10 protein-coding genes and 1 pseudogene are annotated in these 13,769 nt (G+C 65.2%); 3 read left to right on the forward strand and 8 right to left on the reverse strand.

Going from position 1 to position 13,769, the window contains the following annotated elements:
- Positions 1 to 86 precede the first annotated feature (86 nt).
- Positions 87 to 1,193 (reverse strand): CAF17-like 4Fe-4S cluster assembly/insertion protein YgfZ, encoded by a 1,107-nt coding sequence (gene ygfZ, locus ACZY1I_RS07190; protein WP_463753671.1) that lies wholly within the window; start codon positions 1,191 to 1,193, stop codon positions 87 to 89.
- 72 nt (positions 1,194 to 1,265) lie between these two features.
- Between ygfZ and ACZY1I_RS07195 the strand changes: the two genes are divergently transcribed.
- Positions 1,266 to 2,129, forward strand: coding sequence for an aminodeoxychorismate lyase (locus tag ACZY1I_RS07195; RefSeq protein ID WP_463754326.1), 864 nt, complete (start codon positions 1,266 to 1,268; stop codon positions 2,127 to 2,129).
- Positions 2,130 to 2,451: 322 nt separating this feature from the next.
- Here ACZY1I_RS07195 and ACZY1I_RS07200 read toward each other — a convergent pair whose 3' ends face one another.
- On the reverse strand, positions 2,452 to 3,642 hold the full coding sequence (locus ACZY1I_RS07200) for a BTAD domain-containing putative transcriptional regulator (RefSeq protein WP_463753672.1): 1,191 nt from the start codon (positions 3,640 to 3,642) through the stop codon (positions 2,452 to 2,454).
- Between the two features lie 227 nt (positions 3,643 to 3,869).
- On the opposite strand from ACZY1I_RS07200, the gene ACZY1I_RS07205 reads away from it, so the two are divergent.
- Together ACZY1I_RS07205 and ACZY1I_RS07210 are read left to right on the forward strand one after the other, a co-directional pair.
- Positions 3,870 to 4,448 (forward strand): PPE family protein, SVP subgroup, encoded by a 579-nt coding sequence (locus ACZY1I_RS07205; protein ID WP_463753673.1) that lies wholly within the window; start codon positions 3,870 to 3,872, stop codon positions 4,446 to 4,448.
- Between the two features lie 582 nt (positions 4,449 to 5,030).
- Positions 5,031 to 5,933, forward strand: a pseudogene (locus tag ACZY1I_RS07210) (PE family protein); the annotation flags it as partial.
- Positions 5,934 to 6,517: 584 nt separating this feature from the next.
- Here the strand turns inward: ACZY1I_RS07210 and ACZY1I_RS07215 are convergent.
- From ACZY1I_RS07215 to lmeA, 6 genes are all read right to left on the reverse strand, one after another.
- Positions 6,518 to 8,038 carry a sensor domain-containing protein gene (locus ACZY1I_RS07215; protein ID WP_463753674.1) on the reverse strand — a complete coding sequence of 507 codons (1,521 nt, stop codon included), beginning with the start codon at positions 8,036 to 8,038 and terminating at the stop codon, positions 6,518 to 6,520.
- A 101-nt stretch (positions 8,039 to 8,139) separates the two neighbouring features.
- Complete coding sequence (locus ACZY1I_RS07220) at positions 8,140 to 10,467, reverse strand: hypothetical protein (protein WP_463753675.1); 2,328 nt, start codon at positions 10,465 to 10,467, stop codon at positions 8,140 to 8,142.
- Positions 10,468 to 10,528: 61 nt separating this feature from the next.
- Positions 10,529 to 11,137, reverse strand: a complete 609-nt coding sequence (locus tag ACZY1I_RS07225) for a heme-binding beta-barrel domain-containing protein (RefSeq protein WP_463754327.1) — start codon at positions 11,135 to 11,137, stop codon at positions 10,529 to 10,531.
- Positions 11,138 to 11,375: 238 nt separating this feature from the next.
- Positions 11,376 to 11,678 carry a DUF1416 domain-containing protein gene (locus tag ACZY1I_RS07230; protein ID WP_463753676.1) on the reverse strand — a complete coding sequence of 101 codons (303 nt, stop codon included), beginning with the start codon at positions 11,676 to 11,678 and terminating at the stop codon, positions 11,376 to 11,378.
- 1 nt (position 11,679) lies between these two features.
- On the reverse strand, positions 11,680 to 12,513 hold the full coding sequence (locus tag ACZY1I_RS07235; protein ID WP_463753677.1) for a sulfurtransferase: 834 nt from the start codon (positions 12,511 to 12,513) through the stop codon (positions 11,680 to 11,682).
- Between the two features lie 391 nt (positions 12,514 to 12,904).
- The gene (gene lmeA / locus ACZY1I_RS07240; RefSeq protein ID WP_463753678.1) at positions 12,905 to 13,711 is read right to left on the reverse strand and encodes a mannan chain length control protein LmeA; all 807 of its coding nucleotides are present in this window, start codon (positions 13,709 to 13,711) and stop codon (positions 12,905 to 12,907) included.
- Positions 13,712 to 13,769: the final 58 nt, after the last annotated feature.

Here is a 13,769-nt window from a genome sequence, read left to right on the forward strand (position 1 = left end):
ACCGTGCCGCACGGCTGAACGTGGGCGCGCCCTGCCAGCGGAGCCCGCCAGCGCACCGCGATGTTGCGGACGTCACAACTAATCGTCTACCGCGGGCCTCGGAGGCGCTCAACGGCCAACCGACCGGCGCCCACCTGATCGGCGGGCGGTAGCGATTCGGCGTCGATCGCTGCGGCAACGTCGCCGTCGGCGCCAGTCGCCAGATCGGTGTCGACAGGTATGCCGCGTTTGAGCAGTGCCAGCGCCACCGGCCCCAGGTCTACGTGGTCGACCACCGTCCCGACGCGCCCGACGGCGCGACCACCGGCGAGTACCGCGTCGCCGGTCGACGGCCGGTCCGCTGAGCCATCGAGGTGCAGCAACGCCAGCATCCGGGGCGGCTTACCCAGGTTGTGCACCCGCGCGACGGTCTCCTGGCCTCGATAGCAGCCTTTGTCCAAGTGCACGGCACCCTCGCTGGGGCCACCGATCCAGCGCACTTCATGGGGGATGGTGCGCTCGTCGGTGTCGATGCCGAGGCGCGCGCGCCGGGCGGCCACCCCGTGCGTCACCCGGTGCGCTTCGTAGGCCCAGACGCCGGCCGGGCGCACACCCGCCTGGGTCAGACGGCGTTGCCACTCGGCCGACTCACCTCGCGGTACCAGCAGATCAAGTTCGACAGGGCCGCCTTGTGTGCTGGGCATCCGACGCGCAAATCCGGGACCGCTCAGGGGGACCGCCGACCACTCGGGCGGCAAGGCATCCAAGCCCAACGCGTCAAGGATCGCCCGGTCGGCCAGCTGTGGCCCGAGCAGCGACAACACCGCCAGGTCCGCGGAACCCGGAGCGACATCGGACCAGAAGACCATCTTGCGCAGATAGGTCAGCAGCGGTTCGCCGCGCCACGGCTCGGTGTCGAGATAGGTTGTCCCGCCCAGTTCGGTCTGCAACCAGTGGTCTTCCACCCGGCCCTGGCCGTCGAGGCTGAGGTTCTGCGTGCTGGCGCCATCGGGCAGTTGGCTCACGTGTTGGGTGGAGATGCTGTGCAGCCAGGTCTGGCGATCGCCACCGGTGAGCGTGAGGACGGCGCGGTGCGAGCGGTCGATGAGAATGGCGTCGGTTTCGCCGGCCCGCTGCTCGCCGAGCGGATCGCCGTAGTGCCAAATCGCTCCCGCGTCGGGTCCGGGATCTGGTGCGGGGACTGGTGCTGACACACATCAACCTTACGGCGGCGTTCACTGGGCGCCCTGCCACTAGGCTTCGGAGGCGTGACTGAGCAGACGAGTGTGGTGGTCACGCTCGACGGTGTGATCGCCGAGCCGGGGACACCGCTGTTGTCCGCCGATGACCTGGCGGCTGTCCGCGGCGACGGAGTTTTTGAGACGCTGCTGGTCCGCGACGGCAGGGCATGCCTGATCGAGTCGCATCTGCAGCGGCTGACGCAGTCCGCCAAGCTGATGGATCTGCCGGCGCCTGACCTCCCCGGCTGGCGTCGGGCGATCGACGTGGCAACGCGGCAGTGGTTGGGTGGCACCGGCGACGAAGCAGCCATGCGGCTGATCTACAGCCGCGGCCGGGAAGGCGGCTCGTCCCCGACGGCCTACGTGATGGTCACCCCAGTCCCCGACCGCGTCACCGCGGTTCGCCGCGACGGCATTTCGGCGATCACGCTGGACCGGGGGTTGCCGGCCAAAGGGGCAGACGCCATGCCCTGGCTGCTGGCCGGCGCCAAGACGCTGTCGTACGCGGTCAACATGGCCTCGCTGCGCCACGCTGCGCGCCAGGACGCCGGCGACGTCATCTTCGTCAGCTCGGACGGCTTCATCCTGGAAGGTCCGCGTTCGACGGTGGTGATCGCTGTGGAAGGTGACGGCCCCGACCCGTGTCTGCTGACGCCGCCGCCGTGGTACCCGATCCTGCGGGGAACGACCCAGCAGGCACTGTTCGAAACAGCCCGCGGCAGAGGCTACGACTGCGACTACCGGGCCTTGCGGTTCGCCGATCTCGTTGCAGCTCAGGGTATTTGGTTGGTTTCAAGCATGACGTTGGCGGCCCGCGTGCACACGCTGGACGGCCGTCGGCTGCTGCGGCCGGCGTTCGCGAACAAATTCGCGGAACTCGTCGACGCTGCGATAGCCGCTGATCGCTGAGCGCTTAATTGTGTTGTGAGCGGGCCGGAGTCGCGGTAGCGTCGGTTTTACACAAGAGAGGAGGTGGTCCGCGAAATTGATAGCTTCATGGACATGTGAGGTGGCTGCGCGCTAGCAGCAGTGGCTCGGAAGAGTCAGCGTGCGCGCTGGCAAATTTCCCGCAGTCACCCGGCCCCCGAGCTTCTGGTCAGTCCAACCAGAAAGCGGCTCGGGGGCCGCTCCATTTCTCGGCCCGGTCCGGGGACCTACCGGGGGGACAGATTAGGTGGGCATCGTCTGTCGTCGGGTTTCCGCTGGACGAGGACCGGGGCTCCGTAGTCGGCTAGTGCCCGACGTGATCAGGGCCGGCGGGTTGGCCGTCCTCGGATTCATGCAGTTCGAAGACGAACTCGTTGTCGCCGATCACGATGCGGTCGCCGTCCGTAAGTGGAGAGCTGCCGCGAATGCGCGTGCGTCCCAGCCTGACACCGTTGGCTGAACCAGCGTCGTTGATCACGAAGCTGGTCCCCGTGTCGATGATGACGGCGTGGTAGCGGCTGACCGTCGCGTCGGGCAGGACGATGTCGTTGTCGGGAAGGCGGCCGATCCGCATGGCAGCAGTATCCAACGGGTAAGTCCGCCCGGAGAGCCCGCGTAGTCGCGCGGCACCCGACCTACCCCCGAAGGTGCTGCTTCGGGTGCTGAGGATGGTGTGCGCTGCGGTGTTTCTGGCTGACTGCTTCACATCGAATTTCTCTTGGCGCAGAACCCGTTCGTGGAGAGTGACCAGCATGGGGTTGGGGTCGATGCCAAGCTCGTCGGCCAGAGTGGCCTTCAACCTTTTAAAGGTATCCAGGGCGTCGGATTGACGATTCGACAGGTAGTAGGCGGTGATCAACTCGGCCCAGATCGGCTCCCGGTAGGGGTGTTCGGTCACCAACGCTTCCAGTTCACCGACCACCGATGTGGCGCGCCCGCACGCAATTTCGGCCTGTGCCCGCGACAGGTGAACGGCGATTTTGTCCTCCATCAGCGCGACGGCGAAGGTCTCGACAAACTCGAAATCACGCAGGTCTTCTAGAAATGCTCCTCGCCATTCGGCCAACGCGGCCGTGAAATGGCTGGTCGCATCTTCGAATTGTCCCTGTGACGCGGCCTGCAGTCCGGCCGCCTTCTCGACTATGAACCGCTGCAGATCCACGTCTGTGTCGCCGACATTCATGCGGTACCCGGGCGGCGCCTTCTGCAGCACAGCGCGGGGGTCGGCGACACCTCCGGTTCCAAGCAGTCGGCGCAGATTCGAGACGTACACATGGACACTCGCACGGGCTTCGGCTGGGGCATCTTCTCCCCAGGCCGCGTTGATCACCGAATCCACGGGCACCGCCCGATTGCGGTTCAGCAAGAGCAGCGCCAGCACGACGCGCTGTTTAGGGGTACCGGCCGGTACGTTCCTACCGTCGACTGACATCGTCAGTGTTCCCAGCAGGCCGAAGAGCGGAGTCTTATCTCCCGTCGCCGGCGAACCCCCCACTGCCGTGTCTGTCCATTCTGGCTGCCCACACTCGGTCCGCTTGTCCAGTAGCGATCACCCCGTCGGCAACGCGCACCGATGCGCAGCATCGCATGCTAACGCTACGGCGCACCGTCCGGCGACCGAGCACTTGGGCGCGACCAACCTGTTGCTGTGCCTTCGGATGAGCTCCGAAACGTTGACGATTCCGGATCGCTTTAGGAAACCGTTAAGGACGCCGGGCGACTGTGAACACACCAACGCAAACCCTCCGGGCAGAAGGCGATCAAGCAATGGATTTCGGCCCCCGAACATCAGAAATCACTTCATCAACGGCCTGCACCAGCGCACGCGCTCTCACGACGGAGACGGCGACGGGTGCCGCAGGCGCCAGCACAATGACGGCAGGTGTCGTTGGCGAAGGCATTGTTGGCATTATCGGCCAGGCAGTCAGTCTAGGTTCGCTGTCGGTACCGCCGGCCTGGACGAGCGCGATCCGCACCGCGCAGCCCACCGGTGTCTGCTCGGCTGTCGCGGGCGCAACCGCCAACGGCTTGGCAAACCTGCCGCCGGGCTTCATAGCCATGGGGTTCCCTCTGGCAGGTGGGCATCGAGCCGGCGGGACGAATCGCCTGATCGATTCCGGGCGTATCGTCGCCGACGAGCGCCGCCATGTCACGACGGCAGCGGCGCGTAGCGAGGGGCCGCTGTCCTCGGCGGAACGCATCGAGTTGGCGCGGCTGCGCAAATTGGTTGCCGAGCAGGACAAAGACATCACTTCGTTAAAACGAGCCTTGGCTTACTTTGCCGCCTGCCAACTGAGTTGAAATTCAGTCCGCACCTCGCTGGCGCAACCGTCATCAACTGGTGCCGTGCGGTCCTGCAGCGCCGAGGTCCTGGCGTCGGCAGGGAGAATCTCAGGCGAGGACGACCCGCCCGCGCAGCCTCCGTGTCGGGGTCGGAGTCGGTATGAGCCCGGGCGCGGAGCAATTCGGCGTCGAAAAAGTGCATCCCAGTTTGCTCAGCCAGTTCCAGCGCGGCGTCGATTCGTGCTCGCGCTTCGTCGCGACGACCGGCAGCGGTCAGAATTTGCCCAATGATGCAGTCATAGTGCGTCTGATAGGCGTAAAGCCCAACAGGGCGCCAGAAGTCGGTGTACTGCGTCACCGTCTCGATCTGAGCGCACAGTGCTGCCGGGTCGGGATCCCCAGAGCGCAAAAGGTTTTCGGCGTCGACGCGCCCAAATGTCTCTGTCGATCGCATAGACATGGTGTACGCCCGCGGACATACCGTCGGCCCCGAACCCTGGCGTTAAGAAAGCTTTAGGAAACATCACACATCCTCTCCTCAAGCGGATCACCTGCCCAGCACAGCCGGCGCTATCAGTGAAAAACATGGGGGAGAGAGCAATGTCAGCAGTTATTGCGGTACCGGAGCTGTTGTCGGCGGCAGGAACCGATTTGGCGACAATTGGCGCGGCGCTCGATGAGGCGCACCAAGCCGTCGCAAGCTCGGCTCAAGCGATATTGCCTGCCGCCGCCGACGAAGTGTCAGCCGGCATTGCGCGCCTGTTCTCGCAGTATGGCCAGGACTATTTCGCGTTGGCCGAGCAAGCCGCGGCGTTCCAGAACCAATTCGTGCAGACACTGACCGCGTCCACAAATGGTTATGCCAGCGCCGAAGCGACGAATTCATCAGCACTGGGTTGGCTGCAAGAGATCACAGACCCCTATGTCGCGAAGATCAACGCGTCCGCCGGGTGGTGGTTGGGTCGCCCGCTGATCCCCTCCATCTCGTCGTTGTTGGGTCGCCCGCTGATAGGTGATGGCGTCGACGGCGCCGCGGGCACCGGACAACGCGGAGGCGACGGCGGGATACTGTTCGGCAATGGCGGCGACGGAGGATCCGGCGCGCCCGGCGAACACGGTGGCGACGGCGGCAACGGCGGCTTGCTCTTCGGTCATGGTGGGGCTGGCGGCGCCGGCGGGGACTACACGGCGAGCTACTACCCGTTCCCTCGGGAAAATGGTGCGCTCTGGGAAGGTGCGGGGTGGGGAGGTCACGGCGGTAACGGCGGCTGGATTTTCGGCCACGGCGGCGCCGGTGGCGTCGGCGGGACGGGCGTGGGCGACCGCGTCTCGGGCGGCGGTGGCGGTTTTGGCGGTTATGGCAGCCTGCTTTTCGGCAACGGCGGCGTTGGTGGCGCAGGCGGACCGGGCGTGGCCGGCGGCGTAGGGGGTTACGCCGGTGCCGGCGGGGATGGCGGCTGGATTCTCGGCAGCGGCGGCGTCGGCGGCACCGGAGGCACCGGCTTTGATGGCGGCCGCGGCGGAGACGGCGGCACCGGCCATATTCTCGGCTTCATCGGCACGGGCGCCGACGGCGGCGCTGGCGGTGACGGCATCCACTACGGCGGCGACGGCGGCGGTGGTGGCCACTATGACTTCGGTTTCTTCAGTCGGCTTATCAACGGCGATCCCTTTCTCTACCCGGTTGGCTTCGGTGGAGACGGAGGGGCCGCCGGCGTCGGCGGGTACCTCGCCACCGACGTACCACGCGGCGATGTCTACTTGCCCGCTGCGGGCGGCCTCGGCGGTGACGGTGGCTTCTTCTTGGGCGCCGGAGGACACGCCGGAACCGGCGGTAGAGACCTGGGCTATCCGATCTACAGCGGGATATTTGGCGACCTGAACTGGGCGAAGCCCTGGCTGCTCTCGCTGGCTGCTTACCTCACTTAGGCAATCGTTCGAGTTTTCCGACCCGGAAATGCCGCGATCTGGGTTATCCCGCCAGCTCGGAATGTCGAGCGTGAAGGACATTTTGGGAAACCACCCGCATCCTCTCTTTGACCGGATCACCCGCCCGGCTGAACCGGTCTAGTTCGCGCGGCGTCTGTTTATTTCGGTGCTTTAGCGGCAATCTGCTCGGCCAACCGCCCACCGGCATCGGTGATGTCATTTCCGCACGCCTGGACCTCGATCACCAAATCGCCCGCCGCGCTGAGCGCGTGCTGGCAGGTCCGATTCTCGACGCCGACCTCGGCGCGTACCTGGGTGATCTTCGGCGCGACCCCGCCGACATCCGCGAACGTCCACTCAGCGGACTTGCCGTTAGTCCCAGTGAATTTCACGGTCTTGTTGGCGCAGGCTCCCCACTTTCCTGCCGACTCCTCCACGAATGCGCGCGCTTTCTCCGCGGTGGGGAACTTCGCGACGGCCTCGACCACCCGGTGCGCATCGCCGGCCGAGTGGACCACCTGACTGTGCGGCGCGGTGGGCTCGTGGGGTCGATACACCGATTCCTGGAACGGCTCGAAAGCCGAGAGGCACGCTTGATCAGAGATTTCGCCCTGCGGGGCACGGAATTCGCCGCGCGTACCCGCCTCCATGGCGGGATCTCCCACAACGTTTCCGATGTCGGCGGCGCCGAGGAGGATAGCGTCAGTTTTGCTGCCGGCTGTCCCGGACGGCGCGGCCGCAGTCGGCTCGGTGGCGTTCGATTTCGCGGCAGGCTTGCGGCCGCCCCCGCCGCCCCCGGTAGCAAAGACGACGATCAACACGATCGCCACCACGGCCGCCAGAGCGGCGCCACCGATGACTAGGAGTTTTTTGTTCGACCCGCCGCCAGCGCCAGGTGCCGGCGCGGCATGCCCCGCTGCCGGGCGTGCGGGAGCGGCGGCGCTGGGTGGCGGTGGCGCGGCGGGTGCCGCGGCGACGGGCGCAGCCTTGGCCTCGACCGCTTTCTTGGCCGGTGCACCGTCTTTGGCTTCGATCTCTGCCAGCACATTGTCGATTTCGGTGCGTGTGCGGTAAGTGACGTCGTGGCGCATGCGCAGCATTCGCAGCAGTTGTGCAATATCGCTGCGCGCGCTGGGATCCGAGCCGTCTTCGTCGAAACCCGAGCGCAATTCGACCAGCAATTGGATCTGCTGCTGGGGAGTGAGCTCCTTTTCCGACAGGGTGTTGCCCAACCGCATGATGTAGCCGAACGGCAACGGCGGCTCTTCGGGCAACGGTGACGGCAGTGGCTCAGCTTTGCCGCTCAGCGCGTGTATCGCGGTGACCAGTTGAATGCCGGCATCGACGGTCGGATTCTGGTAATCGATGATCTGCAGCGCGGAGACGGGGTTGACCCGAACACTGTCCACCGGACCCACCTGGACCGGCAGAATCGGGCGATTCAGCGCTTGTGCGTAGCGCAATTCGGCCTGGCTGGGCTTGGACTGCAGCCAGTTGTTCGAAAGCGCGACGATGAATACGTCGCTCGAGCGGATCTGCTCCAGAATGGCGTTCCACCACGCGTCACCGCCGCCGAGTTCCTGGTCGAACCAGACCTTTTGTTGTGCACGCTTGAGCGCGGTGGTCAGTGCTTCGAGCGACGTTCTGTCCGAGCTCGAGTAACTGATGAATATGGCCACAGAGTCTCCTCATTAGAGGGCAAAGGGATTCAAGACGGCGCCGACACCGTCATGCGACGCTAGCGTACGGAAGTTAAGGCAGCAATCGTCACAATCGGCACCTATTTCCCGTCGTGAGCGGGTACCTCCGCCGGTGGATGGAATTCGGCGTAACGCTGAGCAAACTCATGCGCCGGGACCGGCCACTGCTCGCCTTCGGCGCCCCGCACGATCCAGTCACCGTCGGCGGCTGTGGTGGGCCCCTCCAGAGTGCTGACCGTTTCACCCGGTTGAGCCGGCCGGGCCTGCACATGACCCTTTCGCTGCCACAGCCCGTCAGAAGCCGGTTCATAAGTGGCACCGAAGATGTCGTCGCGCACCGACCAGGTCTTGCCGTCCGACTGCACCTCCCAGTCGCCGGCGTTGGCGTGCATGGTGTGTCCGGAGTCCGACGTCCACGTCCACGGTTCATCGCGTTGCGTCGCGGCGATCGTGCCGACTCGGGAAAAAGTCCGCCACAGCGGTCTGGACCGATAGCCCAGTTGGCGCAGGCTCCACAGGGTGGCCGCCAAACTGCGCACCGCAGCGTTCAGGAGAGCCGGATTGCTCTCGACGGTGGGCCAATCGACGAGCTTGTCGTGGATCTTGCGCGCGTCATCCCGTGGGGTGCCGTACTTCCAGCCGTTGCGACGGTAGTAACGGCACCAGTCCTCGTGCTCCGCCCGCGCCATCGCGAACGCCGAATAGTTGTCGAAACCCAGCAGCGCAAGCTGCTCGAGTGCCGGTGCGTCGGCCATGTCCTGACCGGAAAGTTGCGACGGGGGGCTTCCCCAGGTGTTCCAGGTGTGCCCGGCGAGCTGTTCGACCATCCACAATGCGTTGCGCACCTGCCGCCGGTTTGAGCCGCGGTAGAACTCGTCCAGTTCGATCCACGGCACCGCGGCGGGCCCACGCGTCCAGCTGGGATCGATGGTCGCGACATACCGCTCGTGTATCAGGCGCGCCGCCCGTTCCCAGGCATCCTGGACCTGGCCTTCGCGGGTGTCGAGGACCAGGGAGTAGGACTGCAGCAGCCCGACGACCTGTATCGCGTCGTCGTCGAGGCTGGTGTTGTTGTCCGAGGTGAACACCGGCATGTCGGGGAAGCGAGCAGCCAGCCGGGTGCCGGTGGTCGAGGTGTGGGTGTCCACCAGGATCACCGCGCTGGTGGTGGGCTCGGTGTCACCGATCAGACGCAACATGGTGGGTATCGTCGGTGCCTCCGACACCCCGTCGATCATCGGGCCGTCGGATGCGAATCCTGCTTGCCGGCGGTAGAACTCGTGATCCTTGAGGTATTCATCGGCGTCTCGCTCCACCAACGTCAGTGCCGGCAACGGCAACGCACCGGGTGGAGTGTAGAACTCGCGCTCCAGCGCGCGGCGAGTCAGGTCCGCGCACAGCGCCAAGGTCAATTGTGAAGTGCCGCAGACGAATACCCGCTTGGTTCGGCCGGTGGCAATGATTCCGTCCAGTAGCCGGTTGGCCGTCACCTCGTACTTGCCGACCACGTCGGCCGCCCAACGGGTGTCGGATCCGCCGAACTGCTGGGCGCGCCAGGCCTCGGCCAGCCACGGATCGTCGATGCGCACGATCAGGGGTAACCGCCGCTTGTTGGCGACCTCGGCCAGTCGACGGCTGATCAGGTCCAGCCACAACAGGTTGACGGCCGGATCGGGTGCCATCAGGTAGAGCCGTCCGAGTCGGCGCCACAGCCGCAACGACACCATCGTGGATGGTTCATTGAAGTCGGCCAACACCACTCGGGCGCCCAGCCTGCGGACTCGCGCCACCCGATCGTCTGCCGCGCCGGTGATGACGACCAACGTGCTGCGCCGGTCCAAGGTCCGCGCGACGCCGCTGACAATCGACTCGGTGTCGTTGTCGATCCCCACGATGGCGGTGACGGAATCGGCGAAATTGGCCCTCAGCCGATCGACCTGGGACCGGAATACGCCGACCACCACCCCGCCCAGGCCGGTGAAGATGGCCGATACCGCTGCCATTCGAGCCAGTTCGAGGCCGACGGGTGTCGGGCTCGGACAGACTCGGCCACCCAGCGAATAGTCGCCACTGCTGCCCTTGATCAACTGAGCCGTCAGCATCAGGGGCGTAAATACAGCCGGATGGTTTTCGTCGTGGCAGTTCCAATATGAGCTGAGGCCGAGGATCGCGCTCATGGTGATAAGCACTGCAATCACGGTGAACGAAACGCCAACCAGGTGGTGGTTGCTGTTCGACCGGAAGGTCATCACACACACGGTGGCCAGCACGGCGACGACGATTGTGGTCGTCGTCATCGAACCTGGTCGGCCGAACCACGACAGGCCCGCCGGCAGTTCATCGAGGATGGCGGGCTGGAACGCCACTGCGGCCAGGTAGCCGATCAGCAGCACCGCGAGAGTGGACATGGCCCACCGCAACTGGGGTAGGGCCGTTCTCCTGCGATGCATCCGTACAGCCAGCGGCGGGTCAGCCGACGTATCGGGTCAGTCGCGCCGACAGGTGCGGCACCAGCCCGCCGTCGGCGTCCACTCGCTCTTCGACATAGGCGAGGTCGCCGCCCTCGACAATGCCGTACAGCCGCTTGGCGCCGCCGACCAGCACTCCGGACCGGCTGCGGGCAAGCGCATCGGTCACCAGCTCCCACGACGACTGGTTGCGCGGCCGTCCGTAGAACAGCTCGACGTATCCGGCCGAATGGGCCAGAAGCAACTCGATGGCCTGAGACTCGCTTGGGTCGTCAGGATCGCTGACAAACCGCCAGAAACCCGTTTCACGCAGGCCCGGCTGCTGGTACTCGCCCGCCTCGTCGAGCCGCCACGACCGGGCCTCCCAGTTCAGGTAGTCCCCGCCGTTGTGCGAGACGACGATCTGCTGACCGAACCGGTAGTCGCCCTCGGGGTCACGACCCTCGCCTTCGCCGCGCCAGACGCCGACCAGCGGAAGCAATGCGAGTAGCGCATCGCTCAGGTTGGCACCTTCGCGAAGGTTCGCCGTGTCGGCCGCGACGGGCAAGTCGTCGTAGGCCGGGATGTTGCGGGAAGCGGTCAGCTTCGAGCGTTCCGCAGCCTGCGACAGCCCGTTACCGGCATGGTCGCCAGAGCGTCCAGGGTCGACAGCTTCGTCCTGATAAGCGTCGGGGTCCTCAGCGGAGGTCACGACTCGTCGGTAATGAGCCGATACAGCGAGTACAGCCCAAACCAGGAGATGACCACAGTCGCCAGGACCAGCATGATCTCAAAGAACAGCACCACGTCGATGAGTCTATTCGGCGATGGCGTCCGATGAGAACATGCGGTTCGGTGTGGCTTCCCGGTCAGGCGATCTTGATGTCGACCTCGTGGACGCCAGCGCCCGACGGCGCCACCACGGCGTCACCGTTGCCCAGCTTCGACAAGGCGCGCAGGGTCCACGATCCCGGCGCGGCGAAGAACCGGAAGTCGCCGGTGGCCGATGCGACGACCTCCGCGGTGAACTCATCGGAGGAGTCGAGCAGGCGGACGAACGCGCCACCCACCGACTGGCCGTCCCGGTCGACGACGCGACCGGTGATCACCGTTTCCTTTTCAAGATCGACGCTGGCCGGCAACGTCAGTCCTTGCTTTGGTGCAGAGCACATGTCAGCTTCCCAACTCGATCGGGGCGCCCACCAGGGAGCCGTATTCGGTCCAACTACCGTCGTAGTTCTTGACGTTCTGGTGTCCGAGCAATTCCTGCAGAACAAACCAGGTGTGCGACGAACGCTCCCCGATTCGACAGTAGGCAATCGTTTCCTTGGTGCCGTCCAAGCCGGCGTCGGCGTACAGCTTGGTCAACTCCTCGTCGGACTTGAAGGTGCCGTCGTCGTTTGCGGCCTTGCTCCATGGCACGTTGATCGCGCCGGTGATGTGCCCGGGTCGCTGGCTCTGCTCCTGCGGCAGGTGGGCCGGCGCGAGGATCTTGCCGGAGAACTCGTCGGGGGAGCGCACGTCAACCAGGTTCTTCACGCCGATGGCCGCGATCACCTCGTCACGGAACGCGCGAATGGTGTTGTCCGGTGCTGACGCGGTGTAGGAGGTGGCCGGGCGGCTCACCTTGTCGCTGGACAGCGGGCGTCCGTCCAGTTCCCACTTCTTGCGGCCGCCGTCGAGCAGCTTGACCTGGTTGTGGCCGTACACCTTGAAGTACCAGTACGCGTAGGCCGCGAACCAGTTGTTGTTACCCCCGTAGAGGATCACGGTGTCGTCGTTGGAGATGCCGCGATCGGAGAGCAGCTTGGAGAACTGTTCGGTGTCGACGAAGTCGCGCTTGACCGCGTCCTGCAGGTCGTCGCGCCAATCCAGCTTGATCGCGCCGGCGATGTGGCCGCCGTCGTAAGCGCTGGTGTCCTCGTCTACCTCGACGAAGACGACGTCTGGGGCATCCAGATTGCTCTCAGCCCACTCGGCGGAGACCAGGACGTCAGAGCGTGCCATGGTTGGGGATCCTTTCGATTTCTTTCTGATGCAGACGGTGGTCAGTCAGGGTGGAGTCGGGCGGCACCGCGGTCCGCGGACGTCCGCGCACGCGGGTCGTGTTCGTATTCGACACGGAATTACTCCTAGGTACGCCTGGTGCGCGTGGAGACATGCCACTCCGAGAACTCCGGGGGCTAGCTCCGAGTGCTGCGCAGATCGGCGCGGCTACTCAGCAGCTACAGCGACAGCAACAACCCGCGCAGCGGCACAGAACAACTGTGCGGCACTTGGTGAGCAGAAGCTCGATGCGGGCTGACACGTCGGTCATCTTACCCAATGAAACAGTGATCAAGCCAACAGCGGGCGAACGGCCGGTTCGCAAGCCACCCGGGCCCGCGAACTGCGGTCTTCACGACTGTTTGAAGCCCTCGAGCGTGACGGTTACCCCATGAGTGATGCCCTCGATGATGACGTCCGATCCACGCGCTCCGACCGTGTTCGGTGCCACCCCGAACGGAAGCTTCTGGCTGGGCACTCTTTTAGTGAATGCCTGCAGTACCGCAGCACGCTTGTCGTCGGGAACTGCCTGATCGGCGGTGTCGGGGCCGGTCAGCACGCCAGTGGGGGTGATCACCAAGGTCGCAGAATCCTCAGGGGCGATGGACAGGTCCACCGACACGCTTACCCGGTGATCGAATTTCGCTGATTTCGGGGTGCCGCTGAACACCAGTCCGTGGTTACCCGAGATCCCGGATTCGGTGGTGCCGCCGGTGGCGTCGTTGGATTCCTGCGGTGGTGTCTCGACCATCAGGTCGGTGATGCCCAGGTAGCGGCCCAAATGGACGGAGTCGATGATGATGCGACTCTCCAGCTCGCCCACCGGTAGTTTCGCTGCCGGCCTGATCAGCCACGATGCGTCGGCAAGGTCGATCGAGTGCATGGTGGCCTCGAGTGTCGCCCTGCCGATCTCCGGTTGGTCGACGGCGTTGGCTTTGATTTCCAGCTCGTTGTAGTGATCCCGCATCGCCTGCGGGATGAACGGGAACGCCAGGATCGCCACGAACGGGTCTGAACCCAGGTTCGCCGCTTTACGCACGGTGGCCGAGAGCCGGTATTCGGCATAGATGCTGGTGCCGTAGTCGACGCCGATGGCGGTAAGCCCGAGGACGCCGACGGTGATCGCCGTGGCTGTGACACCGACCAGGCCCTTGCGCATCCGGACATTGTGACACCGCGTGCTGCCCCTGTTGTATTGGTCACAATCATCGCTCGAC

It is taken from the genome of Mycobacterium sp. IDUB_37 (assembly GCF_055419245.1).

Excerpts from the sequence above, each read along its gene's own strand:
- lmeA (WP_463753678.1), bottom strand. The coding sequence starts at position 13,711 with ATGCGCAAGGGCCTGGTCGGTGTCACAGCCACGGCGATCACCGTCGGC.
- ACZY1I_RS07230 (WP_463753676.1), bottom strand. The coding sequence starts at position 11,678 with ATGTGCTCTGCACCAAAGCAAGGACTGACGTTGCCGGCCAGCGTCGAT.
- ACZY1I_RS07220 (WP_463753675.1), bottom strand. The coding sequence starts at position 10,467 with ATGTCCACTCTCGCGGTGCTGCTGATCGGCTACCTGGCCGCAGTGGCG.
- ACZY1I_RS07235 (WP_463753677.1), bottom strand. The coding sequence starts at position 12,513 with ATGGCACGCTCTGACGTCCTGGTCTCCGCCGAGTGGGCTGAGAGCAAT.